Annotated in this window: 19 protein-coding genes and 1 pseudogene; 9 read left to right on the top strand and 11 right to left on the bottom strand. The window is 43.1% G+C overall.

The genetic code is table 11. From position 1 onward, the window contains the following. Both JWR61_RS15580 and JWR61_RS15575 read right to left on the bottom strand, forming a co-directional pair. The coding region (locus JWR61_RS15580) for an efflux RND transporter permease subunit (RefSeq protein ID WP_301928677.1) at nucleotides 1-2,030 on the bottom strand (2,030 nt) is incomplete at its 3' end. 100 nt (nucleotides 2,031-2,130) lie between these two features. Continuing rightward, nucleotides 2,131-2,517 carry a hypothetical protein gene (locus JWR61_RS15575; RefSeq protein WP_301928676.1) on the bottom strand — a complete coding sequence of 129 codons (387 nt, stop codon included), beginning with the start codon at nucleotides 2,515-2,517 and terminating at the stop codon, nucleotides 2,131-2,133. Nucleotides 2,518-2,677: 160 nt separating this feature from the next. On the opposite strand from JWR61_RS15575, the gene hypF reads away from it, so the two are divergent. The 4 genes and pseudogenes from hypF to JWR61_RS15555 all read left to right on the top strand — a co-directional run bounded on the left by hypF (nucleotide 2,678) and on the right by JWR61_RS15555 (nucleotide 9,195). Further along, nucleotides 2,678-5,005, top strand: coding sequence for a carbamoyltransferase HypF (gene hypF / locus JWR61_RS15570; RefSeq protein WP_301928675.1), 2,328 nt, complete (start codon nucleotides 2,678-2,680; stop codon nucleotides 5,003-5,005). 304 nt (nucleotides 5,006-5,309) lie between these two features. Next, entirely contained in the window at nucleotides 5,310-6,410 is a 1,101-nt protein-coding gene (hypD, locus tag JWR61_RS15565) for a hydrogenase formation protein HypD (RefSeq protein ID WP_301928674.1), read from the top strand. A 120-nt stretch (nucleotides 6,411-6,530) separates the two neighbouring features. Beyond that, nucleotides 6,531-7,568, top strand: a complete 1,038-nt coding sequence (gene hypE / locus JWR61_RS15560; RefSeq protein WP_301928673.1) for a hydrogenase expression/formation protein HypE — start codon at nucleotides 6,531-6,533, stop codon at nucleotides 7,566-7,568. 238 nt (nucleotides 7,569-7,806) lie between these two features. Further along, nucleotides 7,807-9,195: pseudogene (locus tag JWR61_RS15555) on the top strand (sugar porter family MFS transporter). A 154-nt stretch (nucleotides 9,196-9,349) separates the two neighbouring features. Here JWR61_RS15555 and JWR61_RS15550 read toward each other — a convergent pair. Next, nucleotides 9,350-9,979: a Crp/Fnr family transcriptional regulator gene (locus JWR61_RS15550; protein WP_290337830.1), complete on the bottom strand. Its 630-nt coding sequence runs from the start codon at nucleotides 9,977-9,979 to the stop codon at nucleotides 9,350-9,352. Between the two features lie 41 nt (nucleotides 9,980-10,020). Continuing rightward, complete coding sequence (locus JWR61_RS15545) at nucleotides 10,021-10,437, bottom strand: DsrE family protein (protein WP_290337829.1); 417 nt, start codon at nucleotides 10,435-10,437, stop codon at nucleotides 10,021-10,023. 275 nt (nucleotides 10,438-10,712) lie between these two features. On the opposite strand from JWR61_RS15545, the gene JWR61_RS15540 reads away from it, so the two are divergent. Genes JWR61_RS15540 through JWR61_RS15520 form a run of 5 tightly spaced genes read left to right on the top strand, consistent with a single transcriptional unit; the run spans nucleotide 10,713 to nucleotide 16,908 of the window. Continuing rightward, a complete protein-coding gene (locus JWR61_RS15540; RefSeq protein ID WP_301928672.1) occupies nucleotides 10,713-12,047 on the top strand; it encodes a TolC family protein in 1,335 nt (444 codons plus the stop codon). A gap of 23 nt (nucleotides 12,048-12,070) precedes the next feature. Then, nucleotides 12,071-13,171, top strand: coding sequence for an efflux RND transporter periplasmic adaptor subunit (locus JWR61_RS15535; RefSeq protein WP_301928671.1), 1,101 nt, complete (start codon nucleotides 12,071-12,073; stop codon nucleotides 13,169-13,171). 5 nt (nucleotides 13,172-13,176) lie between these two features. Then, entirely contained in the window at nucleotides 13,177-16,380 is a 3,204-nt protein-coding gene (locus JWR61_RS15530; RefSeq protein WP_301928670.1) for an efflux RND transporter permease subunit, read from the top strand. A gap of 11 nt (nucleotides 16,381-16,391) precedes the next feature. Beyond that, nucleotides 16,392-16,700: a hypothetical protein gene (locus tag JWR61_RS15525; RefSeq protein ID WP_301928669.1), complete on the top strand. Its 309-nt coding sequence runs from the start codon at nucleotides 16,392-16,394 to the stop codon at nucleotides 16,698-16,700. 10 nt (nucleotides 16,701-16,710) lie between these two features. Then, the gene (locus tag JWR61_RS15520; protein WP_290337824.1) at nucleotides 16,711-16,908 is read left to right on the top strand and encodes a DUF2892 domain-containing protein; all 198 of its coding nucleotides are present in this window, start codon (nucleotides 16,711-16,713) and stop codon (nucleotides 16,906-16,908) included. 514 nt (nucleotides 16,909-17,422) lie between these two features. Here the strand turns inward: JWR61_RS15520 and JWR61_RS15515 are convergent. The 7 genes from JWR61_RS15515 to JWR61_RS28280 all read right to left on the bottom strand — a co-directional run bounded on the left by JWR61_RS15515 (nucleotide 17,423) and on the right by JWR61_RS28280 (nucleotide 20,914). Continuing rightward, nucleotides 17,423-17,731, bottom strand: a complete 309-nt coding sequence (locus JWR61_RS15515) for a rhodanese-like domain-containing protein (protein WP_301928668.1) — start codon at nucleotides 17,729-17,731, stop codon at nucleotides 17,423-17,425. A gap of 68 nt (nucleotides 17,732-17,799) precedes the next feature. Next, nucleotides 17,800-18,009 (bottom strand): DUF6132 family protein, encoded by a 210-nt coding sequence (locus tag JWR61_RS15510; RefSeq protein WP_290337822.1) that lies wholly within the window; start codon nucleotides 18,007-18,009, stop codon nucleotides 17,800-17,802. Beyond that, nucleotides 17,993-18,229 carry a hypothetical protein gene (locus tag JWR61_RS15505; RefSeq protein ID WP_301928667.1) on the bottom strand — a complete coding sequence of 79 codons (237 nt, stop codon included), beginning with the start codon at nucleotides 18,227-18,229 and terminating at the stop codon, nucleotides 17,993-17,995. Before JWR61_RS15505 ends, JWR61_RS15510 begins: the two co-directional genes overlap by 17 nt. A 200-nt stretch (nucleotides 18,230-18,429) precedes the next feature. Next, nucleotides 18,430-18,912, bottom strand: coding sequence for a DsrE/DsrF/DrsH-like family protein (locus JWR61_RS15500; protein ID WP_301928666.1), 483 nt, complete (start codon nucleotides 18,910-18,912; stop codon nucleotides 18,430-18,432). 24 nt (nucleotides 18,913-18,936) lie between these two features. Continuing rightward, nucleotides 18,937-19,245: a TusE/DsrC/DsvC family sulfur relay protein gene (locus tag JWR61_RS15495; RefSeq protein WP_290337819.1), complete on the bottom strand. Its 309-nt coding sequence runs from the start codon at nucleotides 19,243-19,245 to the stop codon at nucleotides 18,937-18,939. An 11-nt stretch (nucleotides 19,246-19,256) separates the two neighbouring features. After that, nucleotides 19,257-20,498: an NAD(P)/FAD-dependent oxidoreductase gene (locus JWR61_RS15490; protein ID WP_301928665.1), complete on the bottom strand. Its 1,242-nt coding sequence runs from the start codon at nucleotides 20,496-20,498 to the stop codon at nucleotides 19,257-19,259. A gap of 182 nt (nucleotides 20,499-20,680) precedes the next feature. Beyond that, on the bottom strand, nucleotides 20,681-20,914 hold the full coding sequence (locus JWR61_RS28280) for an isoprenylcysteine carboxylmethyltransferase family protein (protein WP_367881807.1): 234 nt from the start codon (nucleotides 20,912-20,914) through the stop codon (nucleotides 20,681-20,683). Nucleotides 20,915-21,270: the final 356 nt, after the last annotated feature.

Raw genomic sequence — 21,270 nt, 5'->3', positions numbered from 1 at the left:
TTAAAACGCATTTGTACGGGAAACTGAAAACCAGCCGTAACGCCGGGTACAGCTTCCAAAGCTTTGCCCATTTTTTCGGCCAGTTCATTGAATGTTTTAGCACTGGTCCATTTGTCTTTCGGTTTTAGTATCACCATCATGTCACTCGCCTCCATCGGCATCGGGTCGGTAGGTACCTCACCACTGCCAATTTTGGTGACTACTTTTTCTACTTCCGGAAACTGTGTTTTTAATATATGCGCCGCCTGTTGGGTATTGGTGATGGTAGTGTTTAAAGAACTACCTGTCAGCACCCTCGTGTCTACTGCGAAATCACCTTCTTCCAGCGAGGGAATAAACTCGCCGCCAAGCGAGAGTAGAACCATTACGGACACGATGAAAAGTGCAATTACTGAAGTCAGCACCGTTTTGGGAAAACTCACTACTTTGTTTAAGGTGGCCTGGTAAAGCCTTTCCACCTTCAGCATTAATTTATCAGAAAAGTTAGGCGTATGTTTTACTTTTTTACTCAGGAACAAAGCACTCATCATGGGTACATATGTGAGTGATAAAATAAATGCACCAAGCAAGGCAAAAGCTACCGTTTGCGCCATGGGTTTAAACATCTTCCCTTCAATGCCCTGCAGGGTGAATATGGGCAGGTAAACAACCAGGATAATTATTTGACCAAATACGGCGCTGTTCATCATTTTACTGGCAGAGTAGTTCACCTCTTCATCCATTTGCGGCTGCGATAGCTTTTGAATACCGGTAAATTTTTTGCTGTGCGTAAGCTGGTGCATAACGGCTTCCACAATAATTACCGCTCCGTCTACAATCAACCCAAAATCCAAAGCGCCCAGACTCATCAGGTTGCCGCTTACTCCAAAGAGATTCATCATAATAACAGCAAACAACATGGCGAGTGGTATCACCGATGCCACCAGAAAACCGGCCCGGAAATTACCAAGAAAAAATACCAGTACAAATATTACGATCAGGGCGCCTTCCGCCAGGTTTCTTTCCACCGTACTGATGGCATTGTCTACCATTTTAGTGCGGTCGAGAAAGGGCTCTATTACCACGCCTTCGGGCAATGATTTTTGCACCTGTGCAATGCGCTCCTTTACATTTTTAATTACGTCGCTGCTGTTAGCGCCCTTCAGCATCATCACTACCGCACCCGCCACTTCGCCTTTGTCATTGTAACACATAGCGCCATACCTGGTTGCATGGCCAATTTTTATATCTGCTACATCCCGGATAAATAAAGGCGCTCCGCCACTGGTTCTTTTGATGGAAATATTTTTTATGTCATCCATGCTTCCGATCAAACCTTCACTGCGTATAAACAACACAGTTGGACCTTTCTCGATGTAAGCGCCACCAGTATTTTGATTGTTGTTTTCAAGGGCATGAAATACATCGGTAATGGTGATATTGTATGATAATAATTTATTCGGATCTACTTCAATGGAATATTGCTTTAGTTTGCCGCCAAAACTGCTCACTTCCGCCACGCCTTTCACGCCAAGTAACTGGCGGCGAACGATCCAGTCCTGTATGGTGCGTAAATCTGTCTCATTAAACTTACTTTCATAGCCATCTTTTGGCCGTACAACATACTGATAGATCTCTCCAAGGCCTGTACTTACTGGTCCCAACTCGGGTACACCAATGCCTGCAGGTATTTGCGACTGTACTTTTTGCAGTCGTTCCGCTACCTGCTGCCGGGCCCAGTACACATCCGTGGCGTCATCAAAAACAATGGTAACAAGAGATAACCCAAAGCGGGAAAAACTCCTGATTTCTTTTAAGCCGGAAATATTGTTATTAGCCTGTTCTATCGGGAAGGTAACCAGGCGTTCTATATCGGTTGCACCAAAAGAAGGTGCAATGGTAATTACCTGCACCTGGTTATTTGTAATGTCGGGTACCGCATCAATTGGCAGCCTGGTAAACTCGTAGCTGCCATATCCTATCAGGGCTATCATAAAAAGCCCCACAATGAGTTTGTTTTTAATGGCAAACCCAATTATCGCATTTAGCATAATTGACGTATTTAATAAAATGAAGGCATCAGCCAATGATGTTTATCAATAGCCGGATCACGCAAAGAGATGTTCTTTGGCGTAAGTACAAAATAAGAAACTAACAGCTTTTGGGCGGTTGCCAGATGCTGGCGAGGTAAGTTGAACTGATGACCTGGTTTAAAACAATATAATTTTTCTTTTCCAGGATTTCTGCTGGTTTGCTAATCGTTATCGGTGTTATAAAAGATACAAATGCAATAGCGATACAGGATATGCAATCACCCGATGTTTTAAATGGAAGCTGCTGGTCTCTCTCGTAGTCTTTGTCTTTCGGGCTGCTGTGTAAATAGTGTGTAGCTAAAAAACTTGCAAAGGAAACAGGATTGTTTGTTTGCTGGTGTTCACTGAAATGCTGAAACATTACCGGCAGCTTCATCAATTGCTTTGCTGCCGTGGTAGAGAGCAGGTAAATGCTAAGAAATAGTATGGCGGATGCTTTTTTCAATGCACAAATATAAAAAAAATGTTTCAATCCGTTGCCAGGAATGTGCTACTGCATTTGTCTGCCAGCAATTCAAGCCCCATCTTTCAATTTGAAATGGTTGCCGCCAGTTTGCTGAAAGCGGTTAATTTTGTACCTAAGCTGAAACCTGTCAGGAACGATATTGTCCATCTTTACAAATAACCAGTTGCAAACTTATCATATTCATATCACAGGGCTCGTACAGGGAGTAGGTTTCCGGCCCTTTGTGTGGCAGCTGGCAACAGCAATGAATTTAAATGGCTGGGTAAATAACAGCTCAGATGGCGTGCACATTGAAATCAACGGATCTTCAGCAACAGCGGCTGAATTTTACAATCAGGTCATTGCTGCGCCACCTCCGTTGTCGTTTATTCAGCAACACAGCATGTATCCGGTTTCATGGCGGCAATTTGATGCCTTTCATATACAGGACAGTAAAATCGCCGGCCCCTCAACTTTGATGCTTACACCAGATTATGCAATGTGCAATGATTGCAGAGATGAGTTGCACAACGCCACGGATTACCGCTATCAATATCCTTTTATCACCTGTACGCAATGCGGGCCCAGGTATTCCGTCATAAAAGCCCTGCCTTACGACAGGATCAATACGAGCATGGAATCTTTCGGCATGTGTGCTGTATGTAAGCAGGAATACAATAATCCTGCAGACAGAAGATATTATTCACAAACCAACTCCTGCGCAGCCTGCGGTGTTGGAATCAAATTATTTAATAATGAAAATAAAGAGCTGAGCAGCACCACGGAATATATTATTCGCCGGGTGGTTGAAAGCCTTGATGATGGGAAAATTGTTGCGGTTAAAGGCATCGGTGGTTATTTATTTTTGTGCGATGCGGGCAATAAAAATACCATCGCCTTACTCCGGCAAAGAAAACACCGTCCTTCAAAACCATTTGCGCTGATGTATCCTTCAATCAACATGGTGGCGGAAGATTTTATTTTGGATGAGGCAAGAACGCAATTGCTTCAATCAGCCTCAGCACCCATTGTGCTGCTAAAAGCAAGTCAGCAAGCTGCTCAAAGAGTATGCATGGAAGAGATTGCACCTGGATTGTCAAAGCTGGGTGTGATGCTGCCCTATGCACCTTTATTTGAACTGATATTAACTGGTTTTGAAAAGCCTGTTATTGCCACGAGCGGTAATATCAGCGAAGCTGCAATTGTTTTTGATGATGACATTGCATTAAAAGAATTTTCCGCCATTGCAGATTTGATTGTAATGCACAACCGTGCTATTGTTATACCACAGGATGATTCGGTTATGCAGTTAACAGAAAAGACAAATACGAAAATTATTCACCGGCGTTCAAGAGGACTTGCGCCATCCTTTTTTGATTATGCCTCGAATAAAGGCAGCGTGATATTGTCAACAGGAGCCTTGCTAAAAAGCAGTTTTTGCCTGGCGCAACAGGGCAATGTGTACATTAGTCAATACCTGGGTAATACAGATACTTATGAGGCGCAGCAAAGTTTTGAAAAAACGGTTCATTACTATTTTTCGTTATTTAGTACATCGGCTGGTGTGGTAATTACAGACAAGCACCCCGGGTATTTTTCACACCATTTTGCCAGGCAGTTATCTGAAGAAAAACAGTTACCTTTTGTAATGGTGCAACACCACAAAGCACATTTTGCGGCCGTGCTGGCAGAAAATAATTTACTCAAAACTGAAACGCCGGTAATGGGTGTAATATGGGATGGTGTGGGATTGGGAGATGACGGACAGGTATGGGGAGGAGAATTTTTTAAATATCATAATGAAAGTATCCAGCGGTGCTATTACTTCGATTATTTTCCGGTGATTGCGGGCGATAAAATGGCAAGAGAACCGAGGCTTTCCGCACTGGCCGTATGTCATGAATCGCGGGTGGCAGAAGACCTGCTGAAAAATAAATTCACAGAACAGGAATGGAGTATCTATCAAAAAATATTACAGCAGGATAAACTGCTCAATTGCTCGAGTGCTGGCCGCCTGTTTGATGCGGTGGCTTCTTTACTTAACCTTGCAGACAAGCAAACTTATGAGGGAGAGGCAGCTATGTTACTGGAAGAAAAAGCAGCATCCTATTTTGAACAGAACGGTTGGGATTTTAACCAGAGTTATTTTATGGATGGCGCTTATTATAACCACATACCAACCGGAATACTTATGAGCAATATCGTGATGGATATAAAAAAAGGATTGACGGTTGATTTTATTGCAGCAAAATTCCATTATTCGTTGGTGCACCTGGTGCGCATTATCGCCGGGTACCTGGATGTAAAAAAGATTGCCTGCAGTGGTGGCGTTTTTCAAAATGCAGTGTTGGTAGATTTGTGCAAGATTAGTCTCGCTAATGATTACCAGTTATTTTTTCATAAAAACCTCTCACCAAATGATGAGAATATTTCCTTTGGACAGCTGGTGTATTATGAAAACAACATAGACAACAATCAACTTCCTTAACAATAAAATGCAGTTAAAAAAATATTTTTAAACTGATAACACTTCAACTATGTGCTTAGCAATTCCAAAAATTAAGGCCATAGAATTACAATATAACGATACTGTGCGTATGGCCAAAGTTGTATTTGGAGCTATTGTAAAAGAGGTAATACCTGAAAGAGAACGGCGAAATTGATGAACTGATTGAGCACACGCAGGTAGACAGAAGCAACTAACTACGAATCTTTTTACATGCAATTCAGAGCCCGCATTACTTTATTTCGCTTCGACAACTTATAACACGAACAACTCATAATAACACGCCATGAAATATTTAGAAGAATACAGGGACGCCGGGGTAGCGGAACAATACCTGGCCGAAATTAAAAAGATCCTCACAAAGAAATGGACCATTATGGAAATTTGTGGCGGGCAAACACACAGCCTGGTGAAGAACGGTTTGTTAACCTTGTTGCCTGAAAACATACAAATGGTGCATGGCCCCGGCTGCCCGGTGTGCGTAACACCATTGAACCTGATTGACAAAGCGGTGTACCTGGCGGAGGAAAAAAAAGTGATCCTCTGTTCTTTTGGTGATATGATACGGGTACCCGGAAGCAAACAGAGTTTGCTGGAAGCAAAAGCCAATGGCGCCGATGTCCGCATCTTGTACTCCCCCCTGGAAGCTGTTAAAATTGCAGAACAAAATCCTGACAAAGAAGTCGTTTTTTTTGCAGTGGGATTTGAAACCACGGCGCCTGCTAATGCATTGTCGGTACTTCATGCACAAAGAGCGGGGATTACTAACTATTCCATACTCACATCGCATGTATTGGTACCGCCTGCTATGGAGGCCATCATCAGCGATGAAGACAATGTAGTGCAGGGATTTTTAGCCGCAGGGCATGTATGTGCCATTATGGGACTGGAAGAATATTATCCTTTGGTAGAAAAATATACTTTGCCTATGGTAGTCACCGGCTTTGAGCCGGTGGATTTATTGCAGGGTATTTTAATGCTGGTAAAGCAACTGGAAAATGGGGTTGCAAAATTAGAAAATCAATATGCAAGGGTGGTACCGGAAAATGGTAATCCTTCCGCAAGGAAAATAATAGCCGATGTATTTGAAGTGAGCAACCGGGAGTGGCGGGGCATTGGTGAGATATCGCTCAGCGGGTATGAATTGCGCAAAGAGTTTGCGGCGTATGATGCCAATAAAAAATTCAACGTTCAGATTGAGGCGGCAACAGAAAGTAAGGAATGTATTGCCGGCGATATATTGCGGGGAATTAAAAAGCCACATCAGTGCCCGCAGTTCGGCAAAAAGTGTAACCCATTGCATCCGCTGGGCGCACCGATGGTAAGCAGCGAAGGAGCCTGCGCCGCCTACTTCCATTTTTCACAAGCGGAGTATGCTGAACAATGATTCTCAGCTCAGGGCTATTCAGAGACGATCGTAGAAGGTATGTTGTTTGCTGAATGGCCACAGTAATAACTTATAACTTACAACTTATAACCCAAAATAGTGTCCGAAAAAAAGATAAAAATGGAATTGCAATGCCCGATGCCCAAATTTGATTTTGATGTAATCACACTCGGACATGGCAGCGGTGGTATATTAACACACCAGTTATTAAACAGCGGTGTATTTGCTTTACTGGCCAACCCCCTGCTGGATGAAAAGCACGATGGAGCAGTGTTTGAAGCGAATGGGAAAATTGCTTTTTCAGCGGACAGTTATGTGGTATCCCCCATTTTTTTTCCGGGTGGAAATATCGGCGAGCTGGCCATTAACGGAACAGTCAATGATTTAGCCATGTGTGGTGCGGCAGCAAAATATTTATCCCTTTCCTTTATCATTGAAGAAGGATTGCCCATGATAGATTTCTGGAAAATTCTCAACAGCATTCAACAGGCCGCCAGCGATGCCAATGTGCATATTGTTACCGGTGATACAAAGGTGGTAGAGAAAGGAAAAGGGGATGGCATTTTTATCAATACCAATGGCATCGGTTTTTTACATCCTGAAGCCAGCATCCATGTCAGCAATATTAAACCGGGCGATAAAATAATTATCAGCGGCAATATTGCTTCGCATGGTGTGGCCATTATGAGCTTGCGCCAGGGACTTGAATTTGAAAGTGATATCATCAGTGATACGGCCAACCTCAATCATACCGTAATTGCGTTGCTTGACCAGTTCGGCCAACAAATACATTTTTTAAGAGATCCGACAAGGGGTGGCGTTGCAACTGTGTTGAACGAAATCGCAAAGGATAGCAATACCGGGGTAAACATCCTGCAAAATAAATTACCGGTAGACGAAGGTGTAAGCAGCGCCTGTGAAATTTTAGGCCTTGACCCGCTGTATGTGGCCAATGAGGGCATTTTTATAGCTATAGTAGCAGTTGATGTTGCGGATGATTTTGTAACAGCATTAAAGCAATTACCTTTCGGAGCAAATGCAACTACAATCGGAGAAATAACTGATCAGCATCCAAAACAAGTCATTTTAAAAAGCAGTATCGGCGGTAGTCGTGTGGTGAGCATGCTGCCGGGAGAACAGTTACCGAGAATATGTTAGGGGAGTTATAAATTGTAAGTGATAAGATATAAGTTGTTCGAAGGCAGTGCCAGATTTATTCATCTCTTTTTACAAATCAATACTGTTGTCACAATAAATATGACTGCAAAAATAGCAGCACCACTCCAGCAGTCGTAACTGCAGCCATCACTTATCTCTCAAAAAATAAAATACGGAAAATGTAAAATTTTTCATCAACTTCAACAAATAAACCATTGCTTAATTTAACCATAAAAAAATGCAAGCCATCGATACTACTAACGGCCAGCCGGTAAAAGGCGGCTACAATCTTTTTGTTATTTCTTTAATTGCGGCACTTGCCGGTTTTATTTTTGGGTTTGACACCGTCGTAATTTCTGGTGCCAACCTGCCTATTAAAGAGCTCTGGCACACTTCTCCCTGGTTTCATGGTTTCTTTATTATGTCGATGGCTTTATGGGGCACCGTTGTTGGCTCTGTGTTTGGCGGCATTCCCACCCAATTGTATGGCAGAAAAAAAGTATTGTTATGGATTGGTATTTTGTTTAGTGTGTCTGCTATTGGCTCTGCGTTGGCACAGGGCCCTTATATGTTTTCTTTTTTCCGATTCATTGGCGGACTGGGCATTGGCATTTCATCCGTTGCCGCAACAACGGATATTTCAGAAATCTCTACACCAAAAACAAGAGGACGATAGGGGGCAATCTACAAGTTTAATATCGAGTTTGGTATATTGATCGCCTTCTTATCCAATTATTTTTTTAAAGGCATGGGCGGCGCCAACGACTGGCGCTGGATGCTGGGCATCATGGCTGTACCTGCATTGATTTACACGGTAATGGTTTTTCGTATTCCTGAAAGTCCCCGCTGGCTGCTCTCTATAAAAAAAGATTTACCTGCAGCAAAAAATGTGATGTTGCGCCTTGGTATCAGCAACGTGGATGAAGCAATGGCTGCCATCCAGGCCGCTGACCTGCATGAAACAAAGTCGGGTATCTCTTCTCAGTTTTTCAGTTCAAAATATTCAGTCGTAATATGGCTGGCATTTATGGTAGCATTTTTCAACCAGTGGTCTGGCATCAATTTTATTTTATATTATGCCCCGGAGATCCTTGAAAGGGCAGGGCTGGCGGCAAAAGATTCTTTGTTCAATTCCATTTCAATCGGTGCGGTGAACCTGCTGTTTACGTTTGTTGGTTTATATTTAATTGACCGTGTCGGCAGAAAAACCTTACTGCTGATTGGTTCCTTCGGTTATATCATCAGCCTGTCGTTGGTGGCATGGGCCTTTTATGCAGGTGCTGGTGCAGGTTTCCTGTTGTCGTTTTTATTGTTGTTTATCGCATCGCACGCAGTAGGGCAGGGCGCTGTAATCTGGGTTTTCATTTCTGAAATATTTCCCAACAAAGTACGGGCAAGCGGACAATCGTTCGGGGCCAGTGTACACTGGGTTTTTGCGGCTATCATCACATTAATTACGCCTTTATTTTTGGACAAGGACAATGGGATTTTCAAAGACAACCCCTGGCCCATCTTTGCCTTCTTTGCATTCATGATGGCACTCCAACTGGTTTGGGTGTTGACTAAAGTACCCGAAACAAAAGGCGTATCGCTGGAAGAACTGGAGCAGCGTTTAGTAAAAGAATAAATGATTATGAACCCGGCTAAAGTACTGCTATCGGCTTCATTGGCGTCGCACTCTTGTACATTAAATTTTCATGGCAACAGGTAACCGCTCCGTAGTTTGCTGTAATTAATTTATGTACTTAAAATATCACAACCCAATTTGCCTTGATGCAGCCTCACCCAAAAGCCGGCAACAACTTTATCTCATTCCTGTACAAAATAATTTTCTTACTGTTTTCCAGTTGCTTCAACAAACGGGATATAACTACTCGTGAAGTAGCCAGCTCATCCGCGATTAAATAATGCGAAGCCTTGATTACACTGGATCCGGTGAGGCGCTGCTTGTCTTTTAAATAAGCCACCAGCCGGTCGTCCAGTTTATGAAACGCAATGCTTTCAATTGATTTTAGCAATTCAATAAAACGTTCATTAAAACCCCGCATAATATAATTTCGCCAGGACGTATATTGGCAAAGCCAGTCATCTAATTTTACATGAGGGATGGCAATCAGTTCCACATCATCTTCTGCAATGGCCCTTACTTCACTTTTTTTTGCTTCCACACAACAACTGTAGGCCATCGAACAACTTTCGTTGCTGGATAAATAATAGAGTAAAATTTCATTGCCGTTCTCATCCATACGGAGCACTTTAACGGTGCCCTTTAATATCACGGGCATCATACGGATATACTTGCCGTAATCCATTATCAGATCACCCTCTTTAAAACTTTGCCAGGTGCCAAACTGTTGCATTTCTGTTACCAGCTTTGGCTCAAACACATGCTGTAAATTATCTAAGTTCATACAGTAGTTTAAAAGTAAAATGCCAATACCGTTCAGTAAATCTAAAATCCGGTTTTTAAATAACTCCAGCCCTCTTCCTGTTTTGTTACCACTTCCACCACGCCCGAGGGCACAAAGCCCGCATCAGCAATAATATCGTCTTTGGTTAAATTTTTTGCCTTCATGGTATTCATACAGGCGTCAAATACTATCCCGGTATTTTTAAGGGTTGTTATTCCCTGTTGCTGTGTTGTTTTGCCTTTCATCAGCATCTCTATTCCGGGGCCATGCGCCACCACTTCTATCTGTACAGTGTTACCCCAGGTTTCGTGCAAATGTTTAATGTTATTCATTAAGCCATGCCATACGGCCGTGTCGTTGCTGGTGAGTTGAATGATTACATGGTGTTTAACCTGTGCGGTGCTGTAAATACAAAGGCTGATGGCAATGATAAAAAGGGCGATCGTTTTTTTGTACATGTGTGGTTTAAATTTAAATGGTGTGCAGATTGTTGTTTGATGATTTTCGCCGAAATGTTTTTATCAAACATGGCTAAACGATGATTTAAAGATAAGTGTAAATCCATGTTTTTACAGTACCATTTTTTTAATGGACAATTCATCAACGATAAATGATGCGCAATCTAAGATTGGTATCAGGATCATTTTGTAACAAAGGTTACAAAACAAAGTGTTACAAATGTTACCGTACAATGGCGGTAGCGGAGATAGTTTTGCCGTTACAAATTATTAGCATGATAAATCAATATTGGGTAACGGTGCAATTTAAAATAAGCGCCGTCATTTTTTTTGCGATATGCTCCTTCACGGCGCGGGCACAGGACAGCGTGCGCCAATTGATGTTGACCGACGCAGTAAAAATGGCCATGGAACAAAACAGGCAAATAGGACTTGCCAAAAAAGATGAGCAAATAGCACAGTCGCAGTTTAAACAAACGGACGCTATCTTTCTGCCGCAGGTAAATTTGTCCTATACCGGTTTTACCACCAACCAGCCGCTGAGCGCTTTTGGTTTTAAGCTGCAACAAGCTAAGGTGCAGCAGGCAGATTTTAATCCCGCAATACTTAACAAACCTGGTGCAACCGGCAATGTGCTTACGCAACTAAGTGTGCAACAGCCTTTGTATAACCCAGACCAGGCCTACATGCGTAAGGCTGCCGCAGAGCAAACAGCCGTATATGCCTTTACCACGCAACGAACCGCAGAAGCCGTCGAATTGCAGGTGACCAATGCTTACCTGCAACTGGAATTTAGTTATGAAGTAGTGGGCGTACTGGAAGAGGCATTAAAAACAGTAAAAGATATCTATAGGTTTACCAATGACCGTTACCAGCAGGGATTGTTACAGAAATCAGATGTATTAAATGTGGCCGTACAGGTTAAAGCAGCTGAAACGGGTTTGGCAGAAGCGAAGTCCCAGATTGTTACCCTATCCGACCAGCTTGGATTATTGATGAATGCACCCAAAGGACTGGTGTATAAAACAGTACCCGTTGCCATGGATACCGTAGTTGCAGTAACTGATTCAGCGCCTGTTGACAGGGCGGATTTTAAAGCCATGAAAACCGCGGTGGATGCGTATGATCTCTCTATAAAAAGCACCAAAATGTCCATGTTGCCAAAGATCAATGGCTTTGCCAATTACCAGTTTAACGATAAAAAATTATTTGGCTTTGGTGCCAATGCCTACATGGCAGGGCTGCAGCTTTCGTGGGATATTTTTAAAGGCAATCAGGCTAAAAATAAAATGGCTACGCAGATGCTGGAGAAAAATAAACTGCAGCAACAGTTGCAGGATAATATGGAGCAAACGGCCACGGAAATCCGCAAGGTCAACCGCCAGATAGCAGATAATATTTACCGCGTTACACAACAATCGCTTGCCGTGGAATCAGCCTCCGAAGCACTGCGCATTGTGCAGAACAGGTATACACAGGGATTAATTAATACCACCGATGTGTTACAGGCACAAACGCAGTTATCGCAGCAGAAAATGGGCTATGCCCAGGCCGTATTTATGAAAAAATCAGCCATCAGTTATTTACATTTTTTAACCATCACAAAATGATATTCACTATAAAAAAAGATCGTATGTTATTTTCAAAGCAGTTTAAAACGGGAGCTGTATTATTTTCTGTATCGCTGGCGGCGTGTTCCGGTAACGAAACAAAGCAGCTCATTCAACAGGAAGCGCCGGTAGTAGTGCAGATAAGCAACGCGGGTGGCACGGCAGCAGCGGGTATGATTGAAGCCAGCGGCCAGGTAGAAGCGATCCGTTCGGCCAATATCAGTACCAGGGTAATGGGCTATATCACTTCCATACAGGTAAAGGCAGGAGACAAAGTAAGAGCCGGCCAGGTATTGTTTAGTGTTAACAGCAGCGATGTGCAGGCAAAAAAAGCGCAGACAGATGCTATGATTACACAAGCAGAGGCGGCCCTGCAAAGTGCGCAAAAAGACTACGACCGGTACACTGCGTTATTTAAACAACAAAGCGCTTCTGCAAAAGAACTGGATGGTATGACGCTGCAATACCAGTCGGCTAAAGCAAACGTAGCCGCCGCCCGTGCCATGCGCAGCGAGGTAACGTCTCAGCTTGCCTATACTACGGTAGTGGCGCCTTTTTCAGGTACCGTTACACAAAAATTGGCAGAAGCAGGCAGCATGGCCACACCCGGGATGCCGGTATTGACCATTGAGCAGGAGGGCGGTTTACAGGTAAGTGCATCGATACCGGAAAGCCAGATTGCATCCGTTAAAACAGGTGATGACGCCACGATGACTATTGAATCAGCCAATAAAAAGATAACAGGAAAAGTAACCCAGGTAAACCCATCATCACAATTTACCGGCGGACAATACATCGTTAAAATAGCCGTGCCTTCAGCAGATAGCAAGCAATTGTATGCGGGCATGTATGTACACCTACAGCTGGCAGCCAAAAGTAACGCCGGCGCCAAAGCAAGTGATTCAGCCAATGTGATGATCCCGGTTAAAGCACTCATCAACAGGGATCAGTTAACCGGCGTATATACGGTTAGTTCACAAAATACCGCTTTACTGCGCTGGTTGCGCTTAGGCCCCGTATCTGGCGACCAGGTAGAAGTATTGTCGGGCCTGGCAAAAAACGAACCCTTTATTGTATCGGCCGAAGGCAAATTATATAACGGCGTACCGGTAAAAATAAAATAACCAACATGGAAAAAGGATTATCAGGCAATATAGCAAAAGCATTTTTACAGTCGAAGCTCACCATACTTTTAATGATTGCCTTTTTGGTGATTGGTGGCTATAGTACATTTTTAATACCAAGAGAAGAAGAGCCACAGATACAGGTTCCGATGGCCGATGTATTTATTGGTTATCCCGGTGCATCACCTAAAGAAGTAGAAACAAAACTGGCTGCGCCGATGGAGAAAATTATTTCCAACATTAAGGGTGTGGAATATGTGTACTCAACTTCCATGAACGGCCAGGCCATGCTGATTGTACAGTTTTATGTGGGAGAAGATGTAGAGCGTTCGCTCGTAAAATTATACACTGAATTAATGAAGCACATGGATGTGATGCCGCAGGGTGTTACCATGCCACTGATTAAAACCAGGTCAATTGACGATGTACCGGTGCTGGCCTTTACATTATGGGGCGAGCACTATGACGATTATCGCTTAAAATTAATCAGCCAGGAGCTGGCCAATGAAATAAAAAAGGTGCCGGATGTGGCAGAAGTAACGCTTACCGGTGGCAGAAGCAGGGAAGTAAAAGTAGTGCTGAATAAATCTTTGATGGGACTGAATGGTGTCGATCTGCTCAGCATCAGCAAGATCATACAGGCGGGCAATGTGCAAATGGATGCCGGAGAATTACTGCAAAAAGACTCCGCCTTCACGATACAAACCGGCGACTTTTTAAATACCGCGGAAGATGTAGCAAACCTGGTCGTGGGCATGAAGGCCAACCAGCCCGTGTATTTAAAACAGGTGGCTACGGTAGAAGAAGCTCCTTCAACACCTTCTCAATACGTATTGTATGGTTATGGCAAAGCAGATAGCGGGTACAAAAAATTTGCTGCTTCTTATCCTGCGGTAACCATCTCTGTTGGTAAGAAAAAAGGAGCGGATGCAATGAAACTGGCTACCATATTATCTGCGAAGGTAGTAAACCTGAAGAAAGATTTGATACCTCCGGATGTGCATGTTTCGGAAACAAGAAATTACGGTGAATCCGCTTCTCATAAAGTGTCGGAGTTATTACTGCATCTTTTCATCGCCATTGTAGTAGTTACGTTGTTTGTAATGCTGGCCATGGGTTGGCGGGGCGGACTTGTAGTATTTCTTTCTGTACCGGTAACCTTTGCGCTTACATTGTTTGCCTATTACTTTATGAATTATACTCTGAACAGGATTACGCTGTTTGCACTGGTATTTATAACGGGTATTGTTGTCGATGATTCTATTATCATTGCAGAAAATATGCACCGGCATTTTAAAATGCGCAAACTGCCACCGTTGCAGGCGGCTATTTATGCCATCAATGAAGTAGGTAACCCCACCATACTGGCGACTTTTACTGTAATAGCAGCGGTACTGCCCATGGCGTTTGTATCCGGTCTGATGGGGCCCTACATGAGCCCGATGCCGATCGGCGCATCTATTGCAATGATGTTGTCGCTGATTGTAGCGTTAACGTTAACGCCTTATCTCGGCTATATTTTTCTTAGAGAAAAAGAACAACACGGTGCCAAACATGCAGCGCATAGTGAACATGAAATGGAGAGAAGCAGGATTTATAAGATCTACAAATCTTTTATTCACCCGATGCTGGAGACAAGATGGAAACGCTGGGCATTTATTTTAAGCACCATTGTGGTGTTGCTTGGCTCGATGCTGTTATTCTATACCAAATCAGTAGCGGTTAAAATGTTACCCTTTGATAATAAAAACGAGTTCCAGGTAGTGATAGATATGCCGGAAGGAACCACGCTGGAAAAGACACAGGCCGTGGCAGCAGACCTGGCGAGTTACGTAGCGGTACAGCCACTGGTGAAAAATTACCAGCAATACATTGGTACTGCCGGCCCCATTAGTTTTAACGGGCTGGTGCGTCACTACGATTTGCGCCGGGGAAACAATGTGGCAGATATCCAGGTTAACCTGGTTGATAAAGGCGAACGCAGCAAACAAAGTCACGATATAGCAAAAGAAATGCGTGGCCCCTTGCAGCAAATTGCCGCTAAGTATAACGCCAATGTTAAACTAGTGGAAGTACCACCAGGTCCGCCGGTATTGTCAACCCTGGTTGCGGAAGTATATGGGCCAGACTACGGGCAGCAGCAGACGATTGCAAAACAGGTAAAACAGTTGTTAATTAATACGGCTGATGTAGTTGATGCCGACTGGATGGTGGAGGATGATGAACGTGAGTACCGTATTTCAGCGGATAAAGAGAAGGCTATGCGCAATGGAGTTGCAACGGCACAGATTGCCGCAACTATCAGGGCTGCCATGTCGGGTATGGATGCCGGTAATCTCAATCTGCCTGCTGCTTACAACCAGGTGCCTATCAGGTTACAATTGAAGGATGCCGACAAAAGCAATATCAGCCAGGTGCTCGACCTGCAGGTAAAAGGCATGCAGGGCAACATGGTGCCATTGAGAGATCTGGTAACCGTTCAGTCTGTCACCAAAGACAAAAGCATCTATCGCAAAAATCAAAAAGAAGTAGTGTACGTTTTGGCAGATATGGCCGGCAAACTGGAAAGTCCTTTTTATGCTATTTCAAAAATGAGCGACAGCCTTAAAAATATAAAACTGCCTGCAGGATATAGTAAAATCAACGAAGAGTATACCAAACAACCAGACAGCCAGGATGAATACACGGTGAAATGGGATGGTGAATGGCAGATTACTTATGAAGTGTTTCGTGATTTAGGTATTGCCTTTGCCGCCGTTATCCTGATCATCTATATGTTGATTGTAGGATGGTTCCAAAACTTTACCGTGCCACTGGTAATGCTGGCCGCTATACCGCTTTCATTGATTGGTATATTGCTCGGGCATTGGGCATTGGGGGCTTATTTCACCGCAACTTCGATGATTGGGTTTATTGCACTCGCAGGGGTGATGGTGCGCAATTCCATTTTGCTGATCGACTTCATCAACATTCGTATCCGCGAAGGTATTCCATTAAAACAGGCCATTATAGAAGCTGGCGCGGTAAGAACAACTCCTATTTTATTGACAGCAGGTGCAGTGGCACTGGGAGCCGTGATTATATTATCTGATCCTATATTCCAGGGGCTTGCAATTTCCCTGATTGGCGGAACGATTACATCAACCTTTTTAACCTTGCTGGTAGTTCCGCTGCTATACTATAAAATGATGCGGCGTACAACCAAATAAAACTAATACAAATGAAACTATTAATGGTAACATCCTTAAAGGAATACAGCGATCAGGTAGCTGCCATCTTTAAAAGCGCAGGCATCAGCGTGTACAGCGCCACAGATACCGTTGGATTTAAAGATGGATCGGCCCATAGTCTGATGGATAGCTGGTTTGGCATGGGCGAAGCACGCTTTGATTCTATTATTATATTCTCGTTTACCGAAGATGAACGGGCACAGAAAGGTTTGCAACTGGTAAAGGATTTCAACAACCAACATCCGGGCGACTTCCCGATCAGGGTATTTGTATTGCCGGTAGAAGACTCATCTCATTAAAAGAAAAAAAATGAAAGAAAGAATTGTAAGAGCCGTAGCAGGCAGTTTTGTACTGATCAGTATTTTGCTGGCTCATTATGTTGACATGCGCTGGATTTGGTTATCCGTGTTTGTAGGTGTTAACTTGCTGCAATCGTCGTTTACCAGGTTTTGCCCGTTGGAAATCATCCTGGATAAACTGGGAGTGAAGGAAAAAAAATGTTGCTGATTGTTTGGTCGAGCTCTGATAGCGAAGTGAATTGCCTTGCCTCCAACGGCAGGGCAATCATTCAACCGATATAGGCTTCAAACGGCAGTATGTTAAGATATAGTTGTACGGTTGGCGCAAAAAGTTACTGATGTGAGCCAAGATTTAAAACAACAGTTGACTTGGTAAAATAAACAGTCGGCGGTTTATTATCTTTCTTATTACGACCTGTGTTGGTTGCGTATATACTATCGCCAGTTGCTATTATTAGGTCTATACAGTCCCAATGCCCCTTCCTTCTATTATGAAATTGACTTACCCTGTTTTCAGGTTGGACAAATGATGATAAAAGCCTTCAGTGGGAATTTCAACAGTTAAATAAATCGGCCCTGTCATTCAGGGCTGGATAATCGTTCGAACAAAAAAATCCGGGCTTTAGCCCGGATTTTTTTTGGATTAATGGCCTGAAGCATATTATATTCTTCTGCCAATCCGTTGTCCTGAATACTTTCGCGAACTATTGTTTGAAAACCTGCTATACAAACTGGTTAATATAATCCCAGGTACCACCGTTGATTACATTGTTGAAACCGTGTTGATTTAGAATGGCTTTGGCCTGGCTGCTTCTTGCGCCGCTGCGGCAAAATACGATGATATTTTTTTTGTGTTGAAATGTTGCCAGTTCAGCTGCAATCCTGTCAAGCGGAACATTAACGGAACCCTTTACATGGCCTTCTGCAAATTCTGCAGGTGTTCGTACGTCAGCTAAAAAGGCGCCTTCTTCGATCATTGTTTTTAAATCGGCTGTTGCGCCGCTACCGTAAGTGTTCGATAAAATTTCCATGGTATTGATTTTTATTTTTATGATGTTGTTGACTTTTGAATATTGACAATTGACTATGTCAACGGCAATTATTTTCTCCCAACTGGCTCAGATTTTTTAAAAAGACTTAACAGCAATGCGCCCATCATCGCGCCATACAATGTGCTGTTGAGCGGTTTGGAAGTAATAGGGCAGGTTCCTGAAGAACAGCCTACGAATTTCCAGTACATAAATCCACCAACGGCACCAATTGCCGCACCGATGATATAAAGCAAATTATTGCTACACCACTTCTTCATAGCTGATTTCTTTTTCAGGTTCGGTAATTTTTTTTGTACGCGTATAGCAGTTTCCTGTGGCGCAGCACCCTATATTGAACAGAGGCATTGCCGTAAACCAAAGGCCCGCTATTCCAAAAAGAATGTCCCTGGCAATAATGGCCTGAACCAATATGGCAATACCGGCTACCAGCCGCAATACGCGGAAAATGTTCCAGCTTTGTAAGCTTAATTTTTTCATACTAATTTTTTATGCATGTTGCTCTGACAATGCAATATTACGAAGGGATAACAGGCCATTTGGTAACAAAGGTTACAAATGCAAAACATCCGCACGGGGCGGATGTTATACTACAGCCTGTGGATACAGCGGCCTGCTATCGTTTTTAACAGGAAGGTAAAATCTACTGCTTAGCAACGGTAAATCAGGGCCTTTTGATTTTAAACGAAAAGCATGTGTGTACCAAAGCCACTACCTTGTTTATAGAAATCGCCAACGGTAATTACACCATCCAGGTCATCAATCATGTCTTCTTTTTTGTAATGGAACATTTCCATAGCCAGTTTACAGGCCCACAATTTTACACCGGAAGCTTTCAGGATCTCCAAAAATTCATGTACATCGGGCATATCAACTTTTTCCATTTCTTTTTTCATCATGTTGGTAGCAAGCGCTTCCATTCCGGGCAGGCCGCCCAGCATGGTTGGCATGTGCATGGCAGGGTTACCAACGGTAGCCACATGCAGGTGTTCCAGTTTCTTTTTATGTACTGCTTCCAGTCCAAAGAAGGTGAAGAACATCTCTGCTTCTATGCCTTCCATTCTCGCGCCATTGGCCAGTACAAATGCGGCGTATACATTTTCCAGTGTGGCCTTACTCAAAATGATCATCATCTTTTTTATCTCGCCATTAAATTCATTCATGGTAACTTTTTTATCAGTTTATAATTAAATGCAACTGGCAGGCTTGGGTATACCGGCAATTTTAGTGGCCGTTTTTAGAGGAGCATTGGGAAACAAGGCGTAAAATTCCTTGATGTCTACCACGCCGCTTTTACCAATTTTGCGAATGCTAAGCGGAGATTCCTTTTTAAATTCATCCTGCAGGTAACTGATCACTTGCCAGTGACGGGGTGTCAGCGTAATATTGACTTCTTTAGAGATGGCTTCTCCAATATTTTTATCCCATTGGGTGAAGTTGGTGAGATACCCTTCTTCATTTACACTGATTGTTTTTCCTTCGATAATCTTTTCCATAAAATTGTTTTTTAAGTAGTGCTAAAATGTTTTCCGGATTCCTGCATAGTGGCGGATACAAAAGGGATATGTGTTCCCCTAAGCAACACATTCCAGTAAATCCATTTAAAAGCCAGCTTGCCCATATGGTTCATCCTGCTTTCTTTTAATAATCTTAAAGGGCCGATACCAGCGAAGGGAAACTCGCCTTCAACCGGCTCGTGGGTGTAATTAAAATCTATCAGCAAGGCCTTACCGTTGCCTGTTTCTATAAAACAATTGGCATGGCCGTCAAATTCTTCTTTCAGTGGTTCGCCTTTAATAAAGTGTTTTATATTCTCTGTAAGAATCTCTGCTTCAAAATGCGCTACCGAGCCGGCTTTGGAAGCGGGTATATTGCTTGCATCGCCCAGCACAAAAATATTAGGATATGCCTGCGATTGCAGGGTGGCCTTGTTGGTGGGGATATAGTTCAGGTCGTCGCCCAGACCGCTTCTTTCCATCAGCTCATCTCCTTTATTGGTGGGTACGGTTACCAGCAGGTCGAATGGAATTTCGCGTCCGCCATAATCTATAATTTTTTTATTCTCATTGTCAACTTCAGCAATAGCGAAATCACTTTCGATGGTGATATTTTTTTCGTGCAGCAGGTGGTCGAGCGCAGCGGTGGCTTTAGGTTTGGTAAAGGCACCGCTTAATGGCGTTACATAGGTAATGTCCACTTTTGAACGCATATCTTTTTGTTTAAAAAACGAGTCGGCTAAAAAAGTGAATTCAAGAGGTGCAACGGGGCACTTAATCGGCATTTCGGTGATGTGTACCACCAGGCGGCCACCTTCCCATTGCCGTAATTTATCCCGCAATGCCAGGGCGCCTTCAAAAGTGTAAAAATCAAACACAGATTGTTGCCATTCTTTTCCTTTCATTCCTTCTGTCTCTTCAGGGGCTATTTTTGCGCCGGTGGCTACAATCAGTAGCTCGTAGGGTAACTGGTCGCCATTTTCCATTTGTACCAGGTTGCCTGCCGCGTTGATCTTTTCAATTTTACCGCTCAGCAGCTGTACGCCTTTTGGGATAAAATCTTTTATTTCTTTTACTATTTCTTCCGGCTCGTACATATCAAATGGTAAAAACAAATACCCTGGCTGGTAATAATGTTTTTCCCGTTCGTCGATAATGGTAATATCCCATTCTTTTTTATCCAGTTCGTGATGCAGGTGGTTAGCCATCATGGTTCCGGCGGTACCTGCTCCTAATATGACTATTTTTTTCATGGCTGTTGTATAAATGGTGTTCGGTTATAGATTGTAGTGATGAAGTGTATGTGTGATGAATTGCTGTTTCATAATGGTAGCATAAAATTAGTGGGTGGTAAATGGGGGGAGTGTAACTTTTATTACATAAACCTGCATAATGATGAAGCTCATGCAACGGTATGACGGCAGTTAGTACGCTTTTACCAACCATGTGTGTTGCCGTAATTTGTAGAGGCTTGGAATTTGCTGGTTAGCACCGCTTCTTCCCCCAATAATTTTACTATCAGCACAATCGCTAATGTCAAGACTATGGCTAATCTTATCCAGGTGAAGTTTAACAACAGTAAGCCCGTTGCTGTTGTTATAACAGCGGTGTACATGGGATGCCGGAGGAATTTGTATGGGCCGTTATCAACCAAAATTGCATCGGCCACAGGTACAGCACAATGCGTAGTTTATTTTTTCGCATGGTTACAATTGCCCATAGCGCCAATGATATTCAACAATAAGAAAGAAGGCAGCTGTGAAAGCTAAAGCTGGTTTAACAATAGTTAGCAGCAGCCAACCTATCAGTATAAATCGCAGCGAAATAAGTTCGGCTGATTTTATATGGTCTTTTAAGATGCCCGTTTTTTTAATGTTGAAAATTACGCTGATTAGCCTGGGTTTAAAAATAACCCGAAGTTTTGTTTGTAATCATATGCCGGATAAAATCATTGCCTGCTGCAACCTGAAACGGTAACTTATGTTACAGTATAAATTGTGCCTTTGAACTTCCTTTGCTACAGAG

The organism is Ferruginibacter sp., assembly GCF_028288465.1.
Lineage (GTDB): Bacteria > Bacteroidota > Bacteroidia > Chitinophagales > Chitinophagaceae > Ferruginibacter.
Note: the sequence above shows the minus strand (reverse complement) of the source record. Positions and strands in the feature narration are given on the sequence as shown.